General features: G+C 40.0%; 14 protein-coding genes and 2 pseudogenes. 8 read left to right on the top strand and 8 right to left on the bottom strand.

The window, feature by feature from the left end; translation table 11 throughout:
• Together RMY00_RS34675 and RMY00_RS34670 are read left to right on the top strand one after the other, a co-directional pair.
• Positions 1-355: tetratricopeptide repeat protein (locus RMY00_RS34675; RefSeq protein WP_322651887.1), on the top strand; the 355-nt coding region annotated here is incomplete at its 5' end.
• A 205-nt stretch (positions 356-560) separates the two neighbouring features.
• Complete coding sequence (locus RMY00_RS34670) at positions 561-947, top strand: hypothetical protein (RefSeq protein WP_322651886.1); 387 nt, start codon at positions 561-563, stop codon at positions 945-947.
• 374 nt (positions 948-1,321) lie between these two features.
• Here RMY00_RS34670 and RMY00_RS34665 read toward each other — a convergent pair whose 3' ends face one another.
• Complete coding sequence (locus RMY00_RS34665; protein ID WP_322651885.1) at positions 1,322-3,955, bottom strand: ATP-binding protein; 2,634 nt, start codon at positions 3,953-3,955, stop codon at positions 1,322-1,324.
• A 468-nt stretch (positions 3,956-4,423) separates the two neighbouring features.
• Positions 4,424-5,782, bottom strand: coding sequence for a sensor histidine kinase (locus tag RMY00_RS34660; protein WP_322651884.1), 1,359 nt, complete (start codon positions 5,780-5,782; stop codon positions 4,424-4,426).
• Between the two features lie 182 nt (positions 5,783-5,964).
• Between RMY00_RS34660 and RMY00_RS34655 the strand changes: the two genes are divergently transcribed.
• Together RMY00_RS34655 and RMY00_RS34650 are read left to right on the top strand one after the other, a co-directional pair.
• Complete coding sequence (locus tag RMY00_RS34655) at positions 5,965-6,735, top strand: Uma2 family endonuclease (RefSeq protein ID WP_322651883.1); 771 nt, start codon at positions 5,965-5,967, stop codon at positions 6,733-6,735.
• A 100-nt stretch (positions 6,736-6,835) separates the two neighbouring features.
• Positions 6,836-7,981 (top strand): S-layer homology domain-containing protein, encoded by a 1,146-nt coding sequence (locus RMY00_RS34650; protein WP_322651882.1) that lies wholly within the window; start codon positions 6,836-6,838, stop codon positions 7,979-7,981.
• Between the two features lie 147 nt (positions 7,982-8,128).
• Here RMY00_RS34650 and RMY00_RS34645 read toward each other — a convergent pair whose 3' ends face one another.
• On the bottom strand, positions 8,129-8,566 hold the full coding sequence (locus RMY00_RS34645) for a CAAD domain-containing protein (RefSeq protein ID WP_322651881.1): 438 nt from the start codon (positions 8,564-8,566) through the stop codon (positions 8,129-8,131).
• 1,077 nt (positions 8,567-9,643) lie between these two features.
• Here RMY00_RS34645 and RMY00_RS34640 point away from each other — a divergent pair.
• Positions 9,644-11,317: a sensor histidine kinase gene (locus tag RMY00_RS34640; protein WP_322651880.1), complete on the top strand. Its 1,674-nt coding sequence runs from the start codon at positions 9,644-9,646 to the stop codon at positions 11,315-11,317.
• Positions 11,318-11,338: 21 nt separating this feature from the next.
• Here the strand turns inward: RMY00_RS34640 and RMY00_RS36305 are convergent.
• Together RMY00_RS36305 and RMY00_RS34625 are read right to left on the bottom strand one after the other, a co-directional pair.
• Positions 11,339-11,769, bottom strand: a pseudogene (locus RMY00_RS36305) (transposase).
• A 59-nt stretch (positions 11,770-11,828) separates the two neighbouring features.
• Positions 11,829-11,963, bottom strand: a pseudogene (locus RMY00_RS34625) (transposase); the annotation flags it as partial.
• Positions 11,964-12,500: 537 nt separating this feature from the next.
• On the opposite strand from RMY00_RS34625, the gene RMY00_RS34620 reads away from it, so the two are divergent.
• Positions 12,501-13,601: an acyltransferase gene (locus tag RMY00_RS34620; RefSeq protein ID WP_322651879.1), complete on the top strand. Its 1,101-nt coding sequence runs from the start codon at positions 12,501-12,503 to the stop codon at positions 13,599-13,601.
• 739 nt (positions 13,602-14,340) lie between these two features.
• Here the strand turns inward: RMY00_RS34620 and RMY00_RS34615 are convergent.
• From RMY00_RS34615 to RMY00_RS34605, 3 genes are read right to left on the bottom strand one after another with little or no spacing between them, the layout of a single operon-like run.
• A complete protein-coding gene (locus RMY00_RS34615; RefSeq protein ID WP_322651888.1) occupies positions 14,341-15,042 on the bottom strand; it encodes a carbonic anhydrase in 702 nt (233 codons plus the stop codon).
• A 28-nt stretch (positions 15,043-15,070) separates the two neighbouring features.
• Positions 15,071-15,382, bottom strand: coding sequence for a P-II family nitrogen regulator (locus RMY00_RS34610; protein WP_229488478.1), 312 nt, complete (start codon positions 15,380-15,382; stop codon positions 15,071-15,073).
• A gap of 4 nt (positions 15,383-15,386) precedes the next feature.
• Positions 15,387-16,355, bottom strand: a complete 969-nt coding sequence (locus tag RMY00_RS34605; protein WP_322651878.1) for a sodium-dependent bicarbonate transport family permease — start codon at positions 16,353-16,355, stop codon at positions 15,387-15,389.
• Positions 16,356-16,814: 459 nt separating this feature from the next.
• Between RMY00_RS34605 and RMY00_RS34600 the strand changes: the two genes are divergently transcribed.
• Both RMY00_RS34600 and pcrA read left to right on the top strand, forming a co-directional pair.
• Positions 16,815-17,516 carry a glutathione S-transferase family protein gene (locus RMY00_RS34600; RefSeq protein WP_322651877.1) on the top strand — a complete coding sequence of 234 codons (702 nt, stop codon included), beginning with the start codon at positions 16,815-16,817 and terminating at the stop codon, positions 17,514-17,516.
• Positions 17,517-17,632: 116 nt separating this feature from the next.
• Positions 17,633-19,954, top strand: a complete 2,322-nt coding sequence (gene pcrA / locus RMY00_RS34595; RefSeq protein WP_322651876.1) for a DNA helicase PcrA — start codon at positions 17,633-17,635, stop codon at positions 19,952-19,954.
• The last annotated feature ends 40 nt before the right edge of the window (positions 19,955-19,994 follow it).

The raw sequence follows: 19,994 nt of genomic DNA, 5'->3' as shown, positions 1-19,994 counted from the left end.
CTACCGCGACATTGGCGATCGCTTGGGTGAAGCTAATACATTAATAGCAATCGGCATCTTGCAAGAAAATTTGACTTTGGGTTTAGAGTATTGTCAAACAGCGTTAGAACTGTATACCCAAATTGGTGACAAGTATAGCCAAAGTCGTAATTTGATTTACTTTACATCTAAAGTTCTCTTAAAATTGGGACGGCAAAAAGAGGCTATAGATGCGCTCAATCGCGCTATTGAGCTTGCTAGAGAGATTCCCTATCAAATCTTTGTAGAAGATGCCACAGCCAAACTCCGAGAAATTCAACAAAAAAAATCATGGTTTTCATTAATAAAATCATGGTTTTCATTGACAAAATCATGAGTTTCATTCACAAAATCACGATTTTCATTAATAAAATCATGGTTTTCATTCACAAAATCACGAGTTTCATTCACAAAATCATGATTTTTGCGCTAAATACTGAATTAATAGTTATATTAAATACTAACTTTTGAGGAATTTACTGAACTGAAATCCAGCTTTAGTAAGGCAAACTAGCTCTAAAGCAGATAAAAAGGATACATTCATGTCTCGTCAAAAACGTACATACCGCGTTCTCGAAAAAGCTGAATTCAGAACAGCAGGACTTAAAGCCATCGATCCTACTATGAATTTTGGCGATGGGCGCAACTTGGAAAGCATGATACAACTAATTGAGCAATACCGTACCAAGATTGATGCTTATAATACTGCTCTAGCTGTGATTGACTCTTCTAAAACTGAGATGGACGAATTGGATAGAACTTTAAGCAATCTAACTGAAAAAATGCTCTTAGGAGTTGCCTTTAAGTACGGTAAAGACAGCTATGAATATCAAATGGCGGGTGGTGTTCGCAAAAGCGATCGCATCCGCAAAAGCACAGCGACACGTTTAAAAACGACTCTTAAGGAAGCGGCTAGTGAGGATACTTGAAACTGTATCATAGCCTTAGTGGACTGGATGGAGCGATCGTAGAATAAATCGTTCCTTCCCCTTTATAAGGCTACGGTGTACACACAAGTCGAATTACCCCCCTTAATCCCCCCTTAGAAAGGGGGGAAAAAGAAATCTATCTAGTTCCCTCCCCTTTATAAGGGGAGGGTTAGGGTGGGGTAATTCGAGGACTGGTAGTGATTCGATAACTTGTGTGTACACCGTAGTTTATAGGGGGAGGGTTAGGGTGGGGTAATTCAAGGACTGGGAATAATTCGATAACTTGTATCTACACTGTAGCCTTATTCTTCGGGAAGGAAGACAAAGCATAGCTTTGGCGGGGTGATTTGGGTATAACTCTCCACTCCCCATTCCTAGACTTTTTTCCACGGAAGTTTCACTGTAAAACGACTACCTTTACCTAACTGACTTTCAGCATGGACAGTACCACCATGCAACTCGACAATTTTTTGCACCATTACTAATCCTAAACCAGTACCTCTAGCATCACGGTTAGAGGAATTTTCAACTTGCACAAAAGGTTGAAATAATTGGAAAAGGTCATCGGAAAGCATACCAATACCCGTATCTACCACGCTAAAAAAGATATATTCATTCGTAGAACTTGGCTGGATTTCAATCCAAACTTTGCCTCCTTCTTTAGTAAACTTGATAGCGTTAGTCAACAGGTTGATAAATACTTGGCGGATGCGGCTTTCATCGATTTGGATGGGTTCGAGTTCTTCAGGTATTTGTACACTCAGGTGGATCTTTTTCTGGAACGCTAAATGTTTAACAAAACTCAAGCTAGAGTCACATAATCCTTGGATTGAAGTGGGAGCTAGTTGCAGTTCTATCTTGCTGGATTGGATGTCAGTAAGCTCAAGGATCTGATTAATCAATTCTAGTAAGTTCTTACCATTGGATTCAAGAGTATTTAGGGACTGGCTTTGTTCTTCATTCACGGGGCCATACACTTGATTTCGGAGTGCTTCTGTGATTCCAAGAATGGAGATTAAGGGAGTCCTCACTTGATAGCTGATATTTCCCAAAAAGGTGCTTTTGGCACGATTTGCGATTTCGGCAGTTTCTTTAGCCTCACGTAGAGCGGATTCTGCTTGTTTGCGATCGCATACTTCTAAAGTCAGGGTAACAAATTCGGCTATTGAGCTAACAAAGTTTTGCTCACTCAGTTCCCATATCCGAGGAATATCAATCTGTTCATACAATACTGTTCCCACAACTTTGCCCCCAACCCAAATGGAAGTATTAATTAGGGATACAATATTCTTCGGTTCTAACACTTCATCCCATAATTCTTGTATTCGTAGATCGGTGCGAGTGTCGGTGACGGCAATAATCCGCGCAGATGTCAGGGATTTAAAATAGATAGGATAATCTGCAAGGTTGCGTTCTAAACCTGCCGAATGTCTCTGACTGCTACGCTCATAGAGACTTATACATTGTAGTTTGGTGCGGTCGTCATTGAATAACCACACACTGACTCGTTCTATTTCTAAAGCATCTGCTGCTTTCTCGGTAATAACTTTGAATGCCGTTTCTAGCTTTCCTTCTGAAATCGCCCTGTTATTTGCCAGTTCTGCCAACGCCTGATGATGCTTTTCCAGTTTTTGCTCACTGTTGATTCGTACTTGAATCTCTTGCTGTAATTCTTGAGTTTGCTGCTTAACTTGCAATTCTAACTCTTCATTTTTGGTTATCTGTGCAGTAAAGGTTTTCCGTAACTGCTGCATCATCTCATTAAAAGATGCACCCAGCACCTCTAGTTCTTTAATGCCCTGTACTACCACCACTGATTCTTTACAATTAGTAAAATCGGCTAAATCTTTTGTCGCCGTGCTGAAGTACAAAATTGGCTGAGTTATCCAACGGGCGGTGATAATTCCCAGGAAAGTAGCTAATCCTAATGCTCCCAGACAGAGAAAAATTATGGTTTGAGTGTTGCGATCAATTTGTCCCATAAAGTCTGCTTCTGGAACAGCCACTACTATTAACCAATTGACATTTAGTTCATCCTCTAAAGGTCTAATTTCTAAAAATTGCCGTTTGCCTTCAAAGGAAAAATCTAGTTGCTGTAAACTTTGAATCTGGTCAAAGTTACTAAATTTAGTTGTTAAATATTTAGCGCTTGCTTGAGTCAAAGAATTCCTACTTTGGGAAGCTGGCAACCTAATAGGTTTACCATTTTGTAAGCGGAATGGTTTTTCGGTTGTGGAACTTGCGACTAATAGCCCCGATCGCTCGATAATAAAAACTTGCCCAGACTTGCCAACTTTAATATTTTGCAGCAAATCCCCAATTTGTGATATATGAGTTAGAGCGCTGTTGACACCGAGTAAATGACCTTGGGAATTATATATAGGTTGAGATGCACTAATTAGAAGTGTTGGTTCGGTGAGGGGTGTAAAAATCTGACTAAAGGTGAATTTTTTGGCGGTAACTGCTGCTTGATAATCAGGACGCGATCGCACATCATAGTTTTTGATTGCTTCTGGAAGTTGGGTACGTTGACCTAGAGAGTCAATTTTGTAAGTGTAGAGGTCGTACCCAGTTGACTTGTCGGATTTTCTGAGTAAAAATTGGCGATCGTTGAGCTTTTCCACCGCTAAGTGTTCTTGCTGTTCATTGCTTGCCGTCAAAGCAATGGCATCAGGAAAAATCTCTAACTGCTTTATTAAGTATGACTCCCAGGTTGCCAAATTTTCCATCTTCAGCAACCCGATGTCAATGATATTTTGATTACCGTGCAGTTCTTGACGCAAAGTTGAGAAATAAGTCTGTAAATTCTCTTCTACTCGATTAGCGACTTCATAACGCAATTCGCTAGCTGCCTCATTGACTGCCTTTTGCCCATTGTGAATCGATAAATATCCAGTTAATCCCACAGCTAGCAAGATTTGCAGCAGAAACAACGCTACCAAAATGCGATGTAAGGGTACGCCTCTAAACACAGAAAAAACACCATTTTGCCCAGTATTTTTATTCATCTGCCCACTCCCCCTGCCTGTCCTGTAGTGCTAAGTACAACACCTCGACTTTGCTTTTCTGTGGGCTTATACATAGTTTGTACTCGGTCGGGTCAAGAGTCAATATAGCACTTATGGTAAAACAACAAAACGTTAGTTGACTGCACCGATAGATTTTACCAGTCAAATATTGCGATCTTCAAAATAACTATAGGACTTACGCACACTTTACGAATTCTTGGCGTTCTTGGCGTCTTGGCGGTTCGATAAATTAAGCTTTTCGGCAATTTTTGTGTAAGTCCTGAACTAGTACCAAAAGGTAGAAGTCAGCCCTTTTCCCGAACGCGAATTTATGTTGAGAGGAGTCAAAACACAGCGTCTCTAAGAGTTGGGGCTGATTTTTGAAGAGACTCCATAAGTTGCACTCACAAAGAGCAAGGAAAACTTCTTATCCCCACTCCCTACTCGCAATTTTCAAGACAGGTCTAATTAAACTAAAGGTAATAATATTTCAAATTTTGTACCTATACTAGCCTGTGAATGGAAACTTAATTTTCCACCATGTCTCACTGTTATAATTCGATAACTTACTGCTAAACTGGTATTTTTACTATTCTTCGTTTCAAGAGAAAACGACTCCATAATTTGCTGTTGCAATTCTTGAGACATTCCAGGGCCATTGTCAGAAATGCGAATTAATATCCAGCGAGAATCTGGTGCATTTGGGTTGCTTGCTTCTTGAGAAATTACTTCTGTAGTAATCTCGATTCGGGGTTTTTGCAGAGTTTTTGTATCTTCTCGATTCAACTGTTGCCGCACTGCTTCATTGAGTAAAGTATCGACAAGTTCGCTGAAAATATTCATCAAAACCTGGTTCAACTGCCCCATAAAGCAATATAGTGGAGGTAATTGACCGTAATATTTTACAATTTCAATTTCTCCTTGAAGACGGCTATTAATTAATAAAATAATACTATCAATACAAGCGTGTAAATCCACTGGTTTGGGATAAAGTTCATCGATATGACAGAAATTTTGTAAACTGGTGACAAGTTTTTTTAATCTTTCCGCTCCAGTGCGGATACTAGCAAGCGATCGCAACAAATCTTGTTCTAAAAAATCAAATTCAATCTCTTCTTTAATATTATTAATTGCTTGGGAAGCTAATGGTAACTCTTTTTCATAAGCCGCTATCAGCTTGAGCAAATCTTGGCTGTAGTTTGAAACGTAAGTTATATTACCCCAAATAAAACCCACTGGGTCTAAAATTTCGTGCGCTACACCGTCTACCAAACGTCCCAAATTTGCCATTTTATCATTTTGAATCATTTGGGCTTGGCTGCGTTCATATCGTACCAGATTGTCGATTCCTCGAATCTGCCAAGAAATAATGTTCAATTCTTGAACATCTAACAATCTATAAGCACCAGATTCTGTTTCTACTACAATTGGTTCTGCTAATAATTCTGGCGATCGCTTTAAACTAAGTTGCATCGCAGTTAAAATCGATGTTGTATCAGCAAGCAGCAACATCGGTATCCGCGCATAGCTGTAGAGAACGGCTAATGGTTGCTGAACAAATAACTCTTGTCCAAATGGGCGAATCAAAAATTCCAGCAGTCGCCGCCGCGAAATCATCCCAACGAACTTTCCCTGTTCTACCAAAATTACTCCTGGTAGGAGGGGGTATTTTTCCAAAAAACTAGCCACTTCCATACCAGTGTGATTGATTTCCACTGGAAAGTTGTACATTGGTAGTTCTTGGAGGGTTGAATTTAAATCAAGATCGCGATCGCTACCAAGAGACACAAATGGCGGTGAGATTTGGCAACTGAATTCTTCTGGCACTATACACCCTGATTTTTACAAATAATATTAGGTAAACGATAAGTCAATATTTTACATTCTGTCACCTTATAAATACGATTCCGGTTTCGGTATCTACCGTAAGGCAGAAGTCCATCTTAAGCCAGTGCGCTCTTGCAAGTCATCGCAAGCTACACTAAAAACAACAGTGCAAAGGTAGCGTTATGACCTCTGTAACCAATCCACCCAATGCCCTCACTCCTTTCCCTTTCCCGGATCATACTCAACTTCCTGAGTCCAATGGTACATTCGTGAAAAATTGGCAAGAACATCCCCAAAGCATCCTACTAACTGACTCAATTACACCCGTCCTTAAGCAATTAAATCCTGAAGGTGAATACTGTATAGGGCAGGATTTAGGCATTTACTGGCGGTTGACTGATCCTCCTGAAAAAGGCGCAGAAGCACCAGATTGGTTTTATGTACCAAATGTACCTTTTTTACTCAATGGGCAAACCCGACGTTCTTATGTGTTGTGGCGAGAGTTTATTGCCCCGTTGATTGTCTTAGAATTTGTCTCTGGGGATGGTAATGAAGAACGAGATAAAACTCCTCTGAAGGGTAAATTTTGGATTTATGAGCAAGTCATTCGTCCTCCCTTCTACGGCATTTATGAAGCGAGTAAAGCCAGCCTAGAAGTTTATCATCTGATTGAAGGACAGTATCAGGTTTTAACAGCAAATGAACGAGGACATTATCCTATAGTTTCTTTAGGTGTTGAATTAGGTTTATGGCTAGGAGTTTATCAGAATGTGGAATTACCCTGGCTGCGTTGGTGGGATTTACAAGGTAATTTGTTGTTGAATGGCGATGAAAGAGCAGAACAGGAACGCCAAAGAGCTGAACAGGAAGCCCAAAGAGCCGAACAGGAAGCCCAAAGAGCCGATCGCCTAGCTGCCCAATTGCGATCGCTCGGCGTTGAACCAGAACCCTAATATTTTTCTATGAATTATAAATTACGAATTACGAATTACGAATTAAATTTGTGGCTTAATTTGTTTAGACACAAATTTTACTCCTACCAGGGTAATCACGATGACAAATAGACCTCCTTCTGAACCGGAGTCATCCCAAAAAACTGCCCTTGGCTTTGATGAATTTATAGCCATACTGGTTGCCTTCGCCACTATCGGAGCGATTCTTTTTTGGTCATTGTCCCGCAGGGATTCTAGCTGGAACTTAAACGGGTTGCTGTCGCCTTCCCCTACTCCCTCTAGAAGTGTTCAACCAAATCAAGTATTGCTCTTCCCTACTCCCAAGGTAGAACCAAATGCAGCCCCCAATAACCTTTTGCCGTCATCTCTACCTGAGGCTGTTGTTGAACCCAATGCACCTGCATCCCCAAGTTCTTCTGGCGCAGTGTTACCATCTGCTCAGGTAATCCCAACTCAATACCCACAACCACAGACACCTGTATCCTCTTCAACAGGGCTTGAGTCATCAATAATTACATCATCAGCCTTGCCTTTAGTAACTCCGGCAAAACAAAAATCTATTATTCCGCCACCAATTGCATTTAACGATGTGCCTGATAACTTTTGGGGTCGGCGTTTTATAGATGTTCTTTCTTCCCGTGGTATTCTCAAGGGGTTTCCTGATTATTCTTTTAGACCAAATCAGCCTGTAAACCGTGCTGAATTTGCTACTATCCTGCAAAAAGCCTTTAACCAAGAACCGTCTAAGAGTGCGATCGCATTTCAAGATGTACCTGCAAAATTTTGGGCTAATTCAGCAATTGACCAAGCCATCAGTGCCGGATTTCTCAAAGGCTACCCGAAAAAAACCTTCAAACCACAACAAAATATTACACGAGTGCAAGTTCTAGTTGCCCTTGTTAGTGGGTTGAATTTAAAAAAACCCACTTCTCAAAATCAGATTTTAAGTGTCTATAAAGATGCTAAAAATATTCCAAGCTATGCCACTAGCAAAATAGCTGCTGCTACAGCCAATGGTCTGGTAGTTAACTATCCAAATTCACAAATTCTTGCTCCCAACAAAGCAGCTACTAGGGCTGAAGTGGCGGCGATGATTCATCAAGCTTTAGTAAAACGGGGCAAGTTGGCAAGAATTTCATCTCAAAATATAGTGCGTAGACCTAGCCCCTCGCAGGCATCGGGTAGCGTGTCTCCAAAACTCTCGCCTACTCCAAAGCAGAATCTAAAAAGTTCAACTCAGGGATAGGATAATCGAACTTACGTTAAACCAAAACTGATAGGAAACTACCTCTAGAAGTCTGATCGCCACAAGGCGACGATCAGACTTCAGTGATTTGCAATTAGAGCTTACTTAAGCTATGCATTGCGTCTCATAGAGAAGCGATTATCGCTATTAAGCTTCTGGAATTTGTTGACCAACTACTTGTGATTTAAGAGTAGTGATTTCAGTAGTCAACTCTTTTCTGGTTGAGGCTTTGAGCAAATAGCGGTAAACAAACCAAGCAGAGTAACCAATACCGATTAACTCAAAAGTAGGTGCTACCAAGGGGATATCATTCAAAGCATCTAATATTGCCAAGAGTACTTTAACCCCAACAATTGATCCCACAATTAAACCAACAGTGATCAAGGGTTGCTTATATTGATTAAAGAAGGCTCCCAGATATTCTGGCAATGTTGCTAAAAAGGTAGAAATTTGCTCACCATATTTTTGCCATTCATCTTGAGACTGTGCGGGAGGCTGGAGTTTGGTGATGGTTCCTGTTTGGCTGTTGATCTCTGCCACTGTAGTCTCTTTGGATGCGGTTTCAGTAAATTCTTGTTCTGGCATTTTCACTCCTATAAATTTGACAGTTGAGTTTTTCTAATCAGGATAGTTACAACCAAAAGGCTGTTGATTGGGTAATGCACTTGTGCATTAGTACAATTGCGTAAAGGGCAGAAAAAGGTTTTAGTGTCCTATAACTATAATTGCCCCCTAATATCTACTGCATCAACTACAAGGTAGACACTCAGGATGAGGATAGAACTAAGAAGGCAGCAGGATGTACTCTGGTACGTTTCTGAGTTCTTTTCTTGAATCAACTGGAATCCTCTGATTGTGATTATCCCATTCCGTGTCATTCGCTCATAATCGTACTAAATTTAAGTACAAATCTGGCAAAAATCAGCCCACCTCTCATTTATATAAGCCTAAAACCCGATTTTAGCCGATATTAAAGCTATCTTAAGCTGCATTCGTATTGATATTAATATGTAATAAAAATTTTTTTGTGTTCCCACAGACTAGACTTTTAAGCTATTTTATGATATCTGCTACCTTGGAGATGAGGGAGTAGGGGAGCAGAGGGGACAAGGGGACAAGGTGACAAAAGTTTAGAGCTTCCAACAAGTCTTTCCCCTTGTCCCCAATTCTCAAGAGTCCCCAAGTCCTCTTTGCCAATGCCCCATGCTCAACGAATGTCAAAGCTTTTGTTTTTTTCCTGATTGTATTAATTTTATAAGGAAGCAGTTAAGGTAGAGTAGTGACATACTTGATGGTAATAACTCATTGTTATTAACCGCATATTGAGGAAAGTGTTGTGGTAAGGAGAAGACAGTTTCAAATAGGTCTTTAGTGCAGGGAATTATTTGTTGCTGCTGAAAAAAGTGAATTCTATTCACTACCAGTAAGTATACTTAGCAGTCTTGCTGTCAAAACTACCCATACTATATAAGGATATGTGAATTATATAGTAAGTAATGATTTGCTATTGCTATAAAAGAAGATAATGTAAATGTTAATCACCAATTAAAGTGTTTGCACAAGCTAAACTGATTTGGTGATTTTTGCGGGAAGGCAAGGAAGTTTGAGAAATACCTTCCTCAAAAGCCAACCCCTATCGACAGCAGTTCAGAAAGCAAAAAAGTGTCAGCCGAAGAGCCATCGACAGACGAACTCCCAACTATAGAATTTCCCTCACGAGGGAAACTCAAAGCCAGTTCCTGGCGCATCCATCAAAAAATTGGCTATGGGTACTTTGTAGCTATCGGAATTGGCTTTTTTGGCTCGCTGACTGGGTTAGTGATCGCCAATTACTACCGGGGAAGGGAAGTTAGGCAATTCAATCAAGCTTATGAACAAGGGCAACTACTGAGTAATTATAAAGATGCAGTAGTCGGGGCGCAATTACATAGCTCTAACCTAGTTGCTGTATTGGAAAATTCACAACAGCTACAAAGCAAAAAAGCCGATTTTCTGAATAATGTTGAAAAAGCCAAGCAACTAGAGTCAAAAATTGGCGGATTTATCGACAGTAAACCCAAAAGACTAGCCGCAACAAGTTCGACTTTACAGGCGTTATTGCAGGATTATAAGACAAATTTAAAAGCTTACGTTGACCAAATAGAAGTCGTCTTACAGAAAATTGATACCCAAAAAGTGCAGCCTGGGCAGATTTCTTCTGCCCGATCGCAGTTATTGGCAATAATGCGTGGTGATACAGCCATTCGGCTAGAGCAGCTTTCTCAAAGCTTGACTAACATCCTGCAAACTGCCCAAGAACAAGAGCAAGAAAGGCAAAAAGCCGTTGAGCAGGCAAAAATTGTTGAGCGATTGATCGTGATTGTGAGTATGCTGGTTTCGGTGGCGATCGCAGCCATTGTAGCTTGGCGTACCAGTCGAGCGATCGCTGAACCAGTTATCACTGTCACCCAAGTAGCTGAACAAGTTGCAAGGAAACATAATTTCGATTTACGAGCGCCTGTCACTACTGAAGATGAAATTGGCCTACTCGCCAAATCTTTAAATCGTCTGATTGAGCGAGTATCTGAGCGAACAAAAGACCTACAACAAGCTAAAGAATTAGCTGAAGCTGCTAGCAAAGCAAAAAGCGTATTTTTGGCCAATGTCAGCCACGAATTACGCACACCATTAAATGCTGTCATTGGCTTAAGCCAACTACTAGAAGACGACGCTACCGATCTTGGTTTATCGCCAGACTTTATCACCGACTTAGAAACAATTAACGCTGCTGGTAAACATCTGCTGCACTTGATTAACGAAATCCTCGACTTGTCAAAAATTGAAGCGGGGAAAATGGCCCTCTATCCAGAGACATTCGAGATTGCGACGCTGATTCATAATGTTGTCCTCACTGTAAAACCAGCTATAGAAAAAAATGCCAATGTTTTAGAAGTGCATTTTGATGAGCAACTTGGCATGATGTACGCCGATCAAACTAGAATGCGGCAGGTGTTGTTAAACTTACTTAGCAACGCCAGTAAATTTACTACAAACGGCAAAGTGACGCTGACAGTCAAAAGAGAAAAGGATGAATTCCGACCAGAGGCTCCTTTGGGCATGATTACTTTCACTGTTACTGACACAGGCATAGGCATGTCTCAAGGTCAACAGCAGCAGTTATTTAAACCTTTTACACAAGGAGATACCTCGACTACGAAAAAGTATGGAGGTACGGGATTGGGGTTAGCAATTAGCCGTCACTTTTGCCAGATGATGGGTGGTGAGATTATTGTCAAAAGTCAGCCGGGAGTTGGTTCTACTTTCACCATTCGTCTACCAATGACTGTGCAGGATTAAAAGAACGTGAGTTCGATGAAACTAAAAAAGGGCAGGAGGTAGGGCAGGCAAGTCTTTAGGGTAAATATCAATAGAGGGTTTATTAGGTAAGTAGGTATAAGCAACCAAACCAGCTAACAAATTAACCAGAAAGTTCAATGGGCTACGGTGTCTTGAGTGTTCTATTTGACATACATTTTTGAGATAATCATTAACTGACTCAATGACTGCTCGCTTGCGTAACAAAATTTTATCAATCAGTTTGACTAAACGGTTTTTCATGTTTTTGTTGGACTTGGTAATAAATTCTAAACCTGCTCATAAAGTTCTTCAAATATTTTTTGTGAGAGATATCCACTGTCCCCAAAAATTTTATCAATTATATACTCGGTCATCTCTGGAACAGGTTTTCGGTCATCTACATTGGCAGAAGTGAGTTTAAAAGCAAGTAACCCGGATTTCTCACCAGATATCTCAAAGCCTTATAAAACCTAAATTTATGTGTTTCGCACTGTGCCAACATTATTAGCCGCTAAAAGCTCGAAGCTTGGTCTGGGTAAAGATTACGAGATAGGCGATCGCGAAGCTTGTGAGAAATGCGGGGTAAGTCTCCTTTGTCGTTAATAATCAAATGTAGTTTAAAGCCATAATGCCAACCTACGGAATTTTTACCCCATCCAACTAACCCTTACATCACAGAAAATCTGGGTTAACGTGAGTTCGACGGATTTTAGGAGCTAAAAGCCTTATAAATCAAGAATTGTTGGAGCCAAGGCTGAAAGAAACTTTTAGCTATTAGTTGAGAATAAAGTCAATAATTGACCGATTCAAGATTTACTGATTTTATTCTCAATAAGCTCAAGCATTTTTAGAACAGCTATTTCCCAAACAATAGACTAGACAGAGGTTTCAGCGTTTAAAGTTCATCGAACTCACGTTGGGTTATATCTAGGTGAGATACAATTGTGGGCATAGCTGAGACACACTTGAATTTTTGTTCTTATTCGAGTCTCAGCTTTTTTTGTACCTTTTTCAACCCGTCGAACTCACGTTTATATAGTAAAGACACTACCAGACACTTGGTGTCTAGTTCGTGTCCGCTAGACACCAATAATTAATCAGCCAATAAATATAGGAATCCGATTTTATTTTTGAACAATACTACGAAATAATACGTACAGGTATATCTGTCTTACAAGGAACAATGATAAAAGAGAAAACAAAAAATAGGATTTTTTACTACGATGCTATTAAAGTTTTTGCTATTTACTTAGTTTGTATATATCATTACAACAATATTAATTACAATATTCTCAACAATCCCAATTTAGGAGTCTATATAAATTACTATTTTTATGGCATCTCAAGCATCGCAGTTCCATTATTTTTTATGGTAAATGGGGGTTTATTATTGAATAAGCCATACAAACTTAGAAGCCATCTTAAGAAAGTACTTTATATGTATATCCTAGTTTATATGTGGAGTTTTATTTCCTTAATAATATTTATTCCCATTGAACGGGCTTCATATTCTTTGAAATATTTCTTCAATGCATGGTTTTTTCTTAAACAAGGAACAACTGATCATTTATGGTTTTTGAAAACATTAATATCAGTTTATTTGTTATTTCCATTTATCAAGGAATTTTATGATATCCCAGAACGTCAGCTTCTCAAATTATTTTGCTTTATTGTTTTTGTTTTTTCCTTCGGTAACTTGTTTTTGAATACCATGTTAAACTCAGTTAAATTTTTTTTAGGATTTAATCATTTTAATGATAACTCTTTTGATTTCTTTCTTCTAATAAGTCCATTTGGAAACTACTACTACGCTTTTTTTTATTTTATTGCAGGTGGCATTCTCTCTGAAAAAGTCAAAAACAACAAAATCAACGTCTCAAACAGAGTGCTATTAACATCTTTTTTCACTGCTCTATTTGTGTTATTCCTGTACGGCGTTCTAATGACTGCTTCATCCAATACTGTTTATGACACTGTGTGGAATGGTAACTACTCCATAATGACGCTAATAATGTCAGTTTCAACTTTTCTGTTCTTTTCCAAGCTCACTTATGAAAATGAAAATATTAATCACTGTTTGGCAATAATTGGAGCTAGTACGCTTGGTATATATCTTGTTCATAGATTTGTAGGAGCCGTGACCATTCCATATTTTCGTCACTTAATTTTATCCAACAGTTTTGTGTTAAACATCCTCTATGGTTTCTTTTTGGTACTCAGTTCGTTATTGATTGTGCTTCTCCTTAAGAAGTTACCTCTTCTTAGAAAAACGGTAGATATTTAAGTTTGAGTTCGATAAAGCAACGAGAAGGGTTCTTTTATTTTCAATATCTTAAATAGGTTAAATATAGCGCGGCAGCTATGCTTTCTGAGTCAAGCAAGTGCGGCGGAAGCTTTTGCAATAGTTGATATCACGCATTGATAGCAACGATTTATCAACCAGGGGTATAGAAGCAAGTATAGACAGTTGAGACAGCCGTAACATGAGCGAATACTATTGGTGCAGACTATACCTCTAAGTGGTCATCGTGCTGCTTTCTATAAGCTAATTTTATCAGCCAACGAAGGAATGCGGGTTGTATGGTAAAAAACTTTTTCCAGAATTATCCCTGGCTGCTCAAGGATGGGAAGACTAAGAATAACAGTTATCTATAAACTTCTGTCAGTAATAATGAATCAACCCATTCAGAGGATTCTTTTAAGTAATCAAGCGGACAAGTCCATTCATTCAGAACACAAGTCCGTTCTCAACCATTTGTTCTTTAGTATTGTGTAATTACTGAGCTAACAATTCGATATCGTTACATAAAATCTAGTAAGCGGCTCTCGTTTAGATGCAATACACAATAGGGCACAGCATTGCTATGCCCTTACGAATGGTCTGTATTCTATGCAATTGAGAACCGCTATATGTAACTTAAATGCTCATTAAGTTATCAGTGAACAGCAAACAGTTTTTCAGTCTGGAATAAGAGTCTCCAACAATTTTTGAATTGTTTAATTGTTGGGAATCCTTTGCCGAATTAGGTAATAATAGTTACCCTCCCTGTATCCAAATCGTAACGACCTCCGACAATTTTCAATTTGCCCGATCGCACTTGCTCAGTTAAAAGCTGCGATCGCTCCAACCGTTCAATTTGATATTGCACATTTGCAACCACAGCATTCTCAACCGCATCACCTGACTGACTCTTAACCTTTTCCACTGCTGGCTTAATTGCCTTCACAAAAGTACTAATATCACCGAGTAACGATTCGTTTTGGACTGCGGCAGTCACAGCCCCACAACGTTCATGCCCCATCACCATCAGCACTGGAGAACCTAACAAGACAACCGCATATTCAATACTACCGATCGCTTCAGGCGTAGCGATATTTCCGGCAATCCGAACATCAAAAATGTCTCCAATGCCCTGATCAAAAACAATTTCGGCGGGAACTCGTGAATCCGCACAACTAAGAATAGTTGCAAATGGATGTTGAGCTTGAGCAACTTCCTGCAACCGCAGCGCCGATTGATCAGGGTATTGGGGTTGATGAGCAACAAATCGCTGATTCCCCTCCATCAGCTTTTGTAAGGCTGCATCAGGACTAAGGGATTCAGGGGAGGTTGAGGGTATTTCGGCAGCTTTAGCCTGTTCTACCCGCCAGAGTAAATCGCTGGCGGATAGCATCATTCCAAAGGCACCAGTCATCCCCAACTTCAAAAAGTCACGACGTTCCATGAAATGCTTCATTAAATTTATAACTCTCTTACATCGACGCTACACATCTGACAGAGCGAATTTCCATCACATCGGAAACGTAACAAGTACCCCCAAACTTATTAAGGAGTGGTTTGATATTTTCTACAACCCGCTTGAGTTGTTCTGGCATACAAAAGGCGAGGATGTAAACATTATCAAGCATTGTCATATCTAAATCTTCAGTCGTTCCTCGTAATCCTTTACCAGCAACATTTCGGATTACGGCATGGTTATGTACACCAGACTTGTCTAAACTATCTAAAATTTTGGCAAGTTCAAAGGAGTTGGCGATAATTTCTATCTTTTTAACTACGTGCATATTATTACCTCCAAAATAGGTTAATTCCGTAAAGATATAACGGAATTCCCACAATAATATTGAACGGGAATGTCACTGCTATAGCGGTAGAAACATACAGGCTGGGATTTGCTTCGGGAACAGTCATCCGCATAGCCGCCGGGACAGCGATGTAAGAAGCACTGGCACACAATACAGCGAATAATAGCGAATCTCCGCGAGGCATACCGATCAATTTGGCAATTACCAAGCCAATGCCAGCATTGACTATTGGAATTAGTATGGCAAATAAAATTAGGAAAACTCCGGTTTTTTGCAAGTCTTTAATTCTTCTAGCAGCGACTAGTCCCATATCCAGTAAAAAGAAGGTGAGAACGCCATAAAACAACCCTTGAGTAAAGGGTTCTAATGCGTGCCAACCGCGTTCTCCTGTCAAGATACCTATTAATAGACTACCGACTAATAGAAAAACTGAACTATTAAGAAATGCTTCTTGCAAAACTTCCGGCCACGAAAACTCTCGCTTTCCATCGGCGGTGAATATGTTCACCAAAATTAGACCAACTATAATCGCTGGAGATTCCATCAGAGCAAGGGCTGCCACCATGTAACCATCAAAAGTAATGCCAAGCTCAGTTAAAAAAGCGCTAGCTGTGATGAAGGTGACGGCACTGATAGAACCGTAGGTTGCGGCGATCGCAGCTGCATCGTAAGTATCCAATTTCCACTTTAGGATAAAAAAGGTGTAAATTGGCACAACACAAGCCATCATCATTGCTGCCGCGAGTGTTAGAATTACTTCCTGAGTTACACCGCTTTTAATTAGTTCTACCCCTCCTTTAAAACCAATCGCAAACAGTAGATACAACGAAAATAATTTCGGCACTGGTGCGGGAATTTCTAAATCAGACTTGACAAAAACAGCAGTCATGCCTAAAAAGAAAAACAGGATTGGCGGATTCAAAATGTTGGATACAATTAAGCTACTATCCATATCCACCTCTCCTTGTATTGGTTAAACCAGAAATTAAAGAAATTTTTCATCTTTAAAAATTTAACGGTTGAATCATGATGTATCGTGTATTGCTATCCAATGTCAATTGGGTACTCAAGGAGTGAATAGTCCTATTGGTAACAATACTTATTGGTTAGGTATTAAACAGGGTCAATCGCAGAAAAAGTTAGAGCTTGCCCAGCATTTTTTGATGTTGGATTCCCCGTCGCTGATCTTACGACGAAAGTGTAAGAAGAACTGACAATCAACCTATGTAGCGTAGAAAAAATTAATGTATTGTAGGGGCAATTTATGAATTACCTTGACACAAATTATATAGTTTTGGAAATTTTTGGCGTAAATCCTGTAAAGACAATGCTCGCTCAAATTGCGTTCTATTAGCAGTAATCTAAGCTTTATCGTCAGGACAGCATAAAATTTTCAGGAATACAATCAATCATGCAATCAACAAAGATTAGGCTGTACGATTTGGCAGGGGCTGAGGATAATCGCCGTTTTAGTCCTAACTGTTGGCGCGTGCGACTGGCTCTACTCCATAAGGGATTGCCTTTTGAAACTGTACCTTGGCGTTTTACTGAAAAGGAAACTATTGCCTTCTCAGGACAGGGTAAGGTACCAGTAATAGTTGATCATGAGCAAGTTCTTTACGATTCTTGGGCGATCGCTCAGTATCTGGAGGAGAATTACCCTAAGTACCCATCACTATTTGGTGGAGAAGTTGGAAAGTCGTTATCCAGATTTACTACTGATTGGGTGGAAGCAGTACTCAATCCTGAAATCGTGCGATTGATTATCACAGATATTTATTTGCACCTACACGATAAAGACAAAGACTACTTCCGCCAAACACGCGAAAAGGCTTTTGGTGCAACATTGGAGGTAATTTCTGCCGACCGGGAACAACGAGTTGTTACCTTTCGTAATAGCCTAACCCCAATGCGTCGAACTCTCCAGCACCAAAGCTTCCTAGCTGGACAAACACCAGCTTGGGCAGATTATGTGGTGTTTAGCTCTTTTCAGTGGGCACGTAGCGTTAGCCCATTTCCCTTACTCGTAGCAGATGATCCCATTTTTAGCTGGCGCGATCAAATGCTTGATATTTTTGATGGCAAAGCTCGTCAGGTCTTAGCTTATGAGTAACATTCTGGTTAAGAATATTGCCAATCTTTTATTGACCAAGTTTCGTTAAGATGTTGTAACCTGGGCAATAGCAATTCTATATTGATGTGACGCCAGGCAATCGCTTTTTCACATCCATGACAACAACCATCGACTTTCTCAGTCACCTTAACCCTAGCCAACGTCAAGCTGTCGAACATTACTGCGGCCCGTTGCTAGTTGTTGCTGGCGCAGGTTCCGGCAAAACACGAGCGCTGACTTATCGCATTGCGAATCTAATCTTGAAACACCGCGTTGATCCAGAGAATATCCTGGCGGTTACTTTTACCAACAAAGCCGCACGGGAAATGAAAGACCGGATTCAACGGCTGTTTGCGGAACAGCTGGCGATGAAACAACACGGACAACGGTTGGATTTGTTGACTGAATATCAACAAGTGCAATTGCGATCGCAAGTTTACAAAAATACGATCAAAGACTTATGGTGTGGCACTTTCCATAGTCTATTTTCTCGGATTCTCCGTTTTGATATTGAAAAATATGTAGACGAAAAAGGACGTAAGTGGAATCGCAATTTCTCTATCTTTGATGAATCAGATGTTATCAGTCTGATCAAAGAAATCGTTAATAAAGAGCTAAATTTAGACGATAAAAAGTTTGACGCCCGCTCTGTTCGCTATGCTATTAGTAATGCGAAAAACCAAGGTTTATCACCCCAAGAATTTGAGCAAGACCAACCAAATTATCGCGGACGGGTAATTGCCCAAGTTTATAATTTATATCAAGAAAAATTAGCACAAAACAACGCTCTCGACTTTGATGATCTTATTCTTGTACCTACGAGATTATTTCAACAAAACGAGCAGGTATTGGGTTACTGGCATCGCAAGTTTCGTCATATCCTCGTAGATGAATATCAGGATACTAACCGCACTCAATATCAACTGATTAATTTATTAGTTACTAATGGCGAAACCAAAAAGAGCGAATGGCAATGGGAAAATCGCTCAGTTTTTGTTGTTGGTGATGCAGACCAATCAATTTACAGCTTTCGGATGGCAGATTTCACCATCTTGTTGGGATTTCAGGAAGACTTTGGCGATGGCTTGGTAGATGATGATACCCGGACGATGGTTAAGCTAGAAGAAAACTATCGTTCTTGTGAAAACATTCTGCAAGCGGCTAATGAATTGATTGAAAATAACACCCAACGGATTGATAAAGTCCTGAAAGCGACACGGGGGACGGGTGAACAGATTACTTGTCATAAAGCCGATGAAGAACTTGCAGAAGCGGCATTTGTAATTAATCAAATTAGCACTTTAGAACAGCAAAATCCAGAGTTAAACTGGGGTAGTTTTGCCATACTTTATCGGACGAATGCTCAATCTCGTCCCTTTGAAGAATTGTTGGTGAAATATCAAATTCCTTACACAGTTGTGGGGGGAATGAGGTTTTATGATCGCAAAGAAATTAAAGATGTCGTCGCTTATTTAAGAGCAATAAATAATCCAGCCGATACAGTCAGTTTATTACGAGTTATTAATACTCCCCGGCGGGGAATTGGCAAAACCACTATTGACGCTTTAATAAACGCCTCCCAACAATTAGGGACAACCCTGTGGGAAATACTCAGCGATGAAACATCAGTTAATACATTAGCTGGACGGGCGACAAAAGCTGTAAATAACTTTGCCGCAATGATTAGCCGTTGGCAAGGACAAGTTGCTACGCTTCCGGTAACTGAGGTTTTACAAGGAATACTAGAAGATTCTGGTTACGTTCAAGACTTGATGAATCAAGGCACAGATGAAGCTACAGATCGGGTACAAAACGTTCAGGAACTTTACAACGCCGCGCTGCAATTTCAAGAAGAAAACGAAGAGGTTTCCCTGCAAGACTTTCTGAATAGTGCTGCCCTCAGTTCCGATTTAGATAACTTAAAAGAAGGACAAACAGCCGTTTCTTTAATGACTTTGCACGCTTCCAAAGGTTTGGAATTTCCCGTAGTATTTTTGGTGGGATTAGAACAAGGGCTATTTCCCGGCTACCGATCGCTAAGTGATCCTGCATCTTTGGAAGAAGAACGCCGCTTGTGTTATGTGGGGATTACTCGCGCCCAAGAAAGGTTGTATTTATCACACGCGCGAGAACGGCGTTTGTATGGTTCTCGTGAACCTGCGATGCGATCGCAATTTCTCGACGAATTACCAGAAGAATTATTAACTACTCAACGCCTCAGTCGTCAAACTTATACTAAAAGTGCCTCTACTTCTAATGGAAAGCAAGACACGAAGCAGAATTGGCAAGTAGGCGATCGAGTATTACATAAAACTTTTGGCATTGGTGAAATTACTCATGTTTTTGGAACGGGTAGTAAGATGTCTGTGGCAATTAAATTTGATAGCTTGGGACAGAAAATTATTGACCCAAGAGTAGCACAGTTGCAAAAAGTTTAAAAAACTCACAAGCCATAGAACCCCGATTTTTCAAAAAAGT

Source organism: Nostoc sp. ChiVER01 (genome assembly GCF_034531155.1).
In the GTDB taxonomy this organism is placed as follows: Bacteria; Cyanobacteriota; Cyanobacteriia; order Cyanobacteriales; family Nostocaceae; genus Nostoc.
Note: the sequence above shows the minus strand (reverse complement) of the source record. Positions and strands in the feature narration are given on the sequence as shown.

Bases quoted from the DNA above. Each gene is read 5' to 3' on its own strand.
- RMY00_RS34670 (WP_322651886.1), top strand. From the start codon at position 561: ATGTCTCGTCAAAAACGTACATACCGCGTTCTCGAAAAAGCTGAATTC.
- RMY00_RS34620 (WP_322651879.1), top strand. From the start codon at position 12,501: ATGATAAAAGAGAAAACAAAAAATAGGATTTTTTACTACGATGCTATT.
- RMY00_RS34650 (WP_322651882.1), top strand. From the start codon at position 6,836: ATGACAAATAGACCTCCTTCTGAACCGGAGTCATCCCAAAAAACTGCC.
- RMY00_RS34655 (WP_322651883.1), top strand. From the start codon at position 5,965: ATGACCTCTGTAACCAATCCACCCAATGCCCTCACTCCTTTCCCTTTC.
- RMY00_RS34605 (WP_322651878.1), bottom strand. From the start codon at position 16,355: ATGGATAGTAGCTTAATTGTATCCAACATTTTGAATCCGCCAATCCTG.
- RMY00_RS34645 (WP_322651881.1), bottom strand. From the start codon at position 8,566: ATGCCAGAACAAGAATTTACTGAAACCGCATCCAAAGAGACTACAGTG.
- pcrA (WP_322651876.1), top strand. From the start codon at position 17,633: ATGACAACAACCATCGACTTTCTCAGTCACCTTAACCCTAGCCAACGT.
- RMY00_RS34610 (WP_229488478.1), bottom strand. From the start codon at position 15,382: ATGCACGTAGTTAAAAAGATAGAAATTATCGCCAACTCCTTTGAACTT.
- RMY00_RS34665 (WP_322651885.1), bottom strand. From the start codon at position 3,955: ATGAATAAAAATACTGGGCAAAATGGTGTTTTTTCTGTGTTTAGAGGC.
- RMY00_RS34600 (WP_322651877.1), top strand. From the start codon at position 16,815: ATGCAATCAACAAAGATTAGGCTGTACGATTTGGCAGGGGCTGAGGAT.
- RMY00_RS34615 (WP_322651888.1), bottom strand. From the start codon at position 15,042: ATGGAACGTCGTGACTTTTTGAAGTTGGGGATGACTGGTGCCTTTGGA.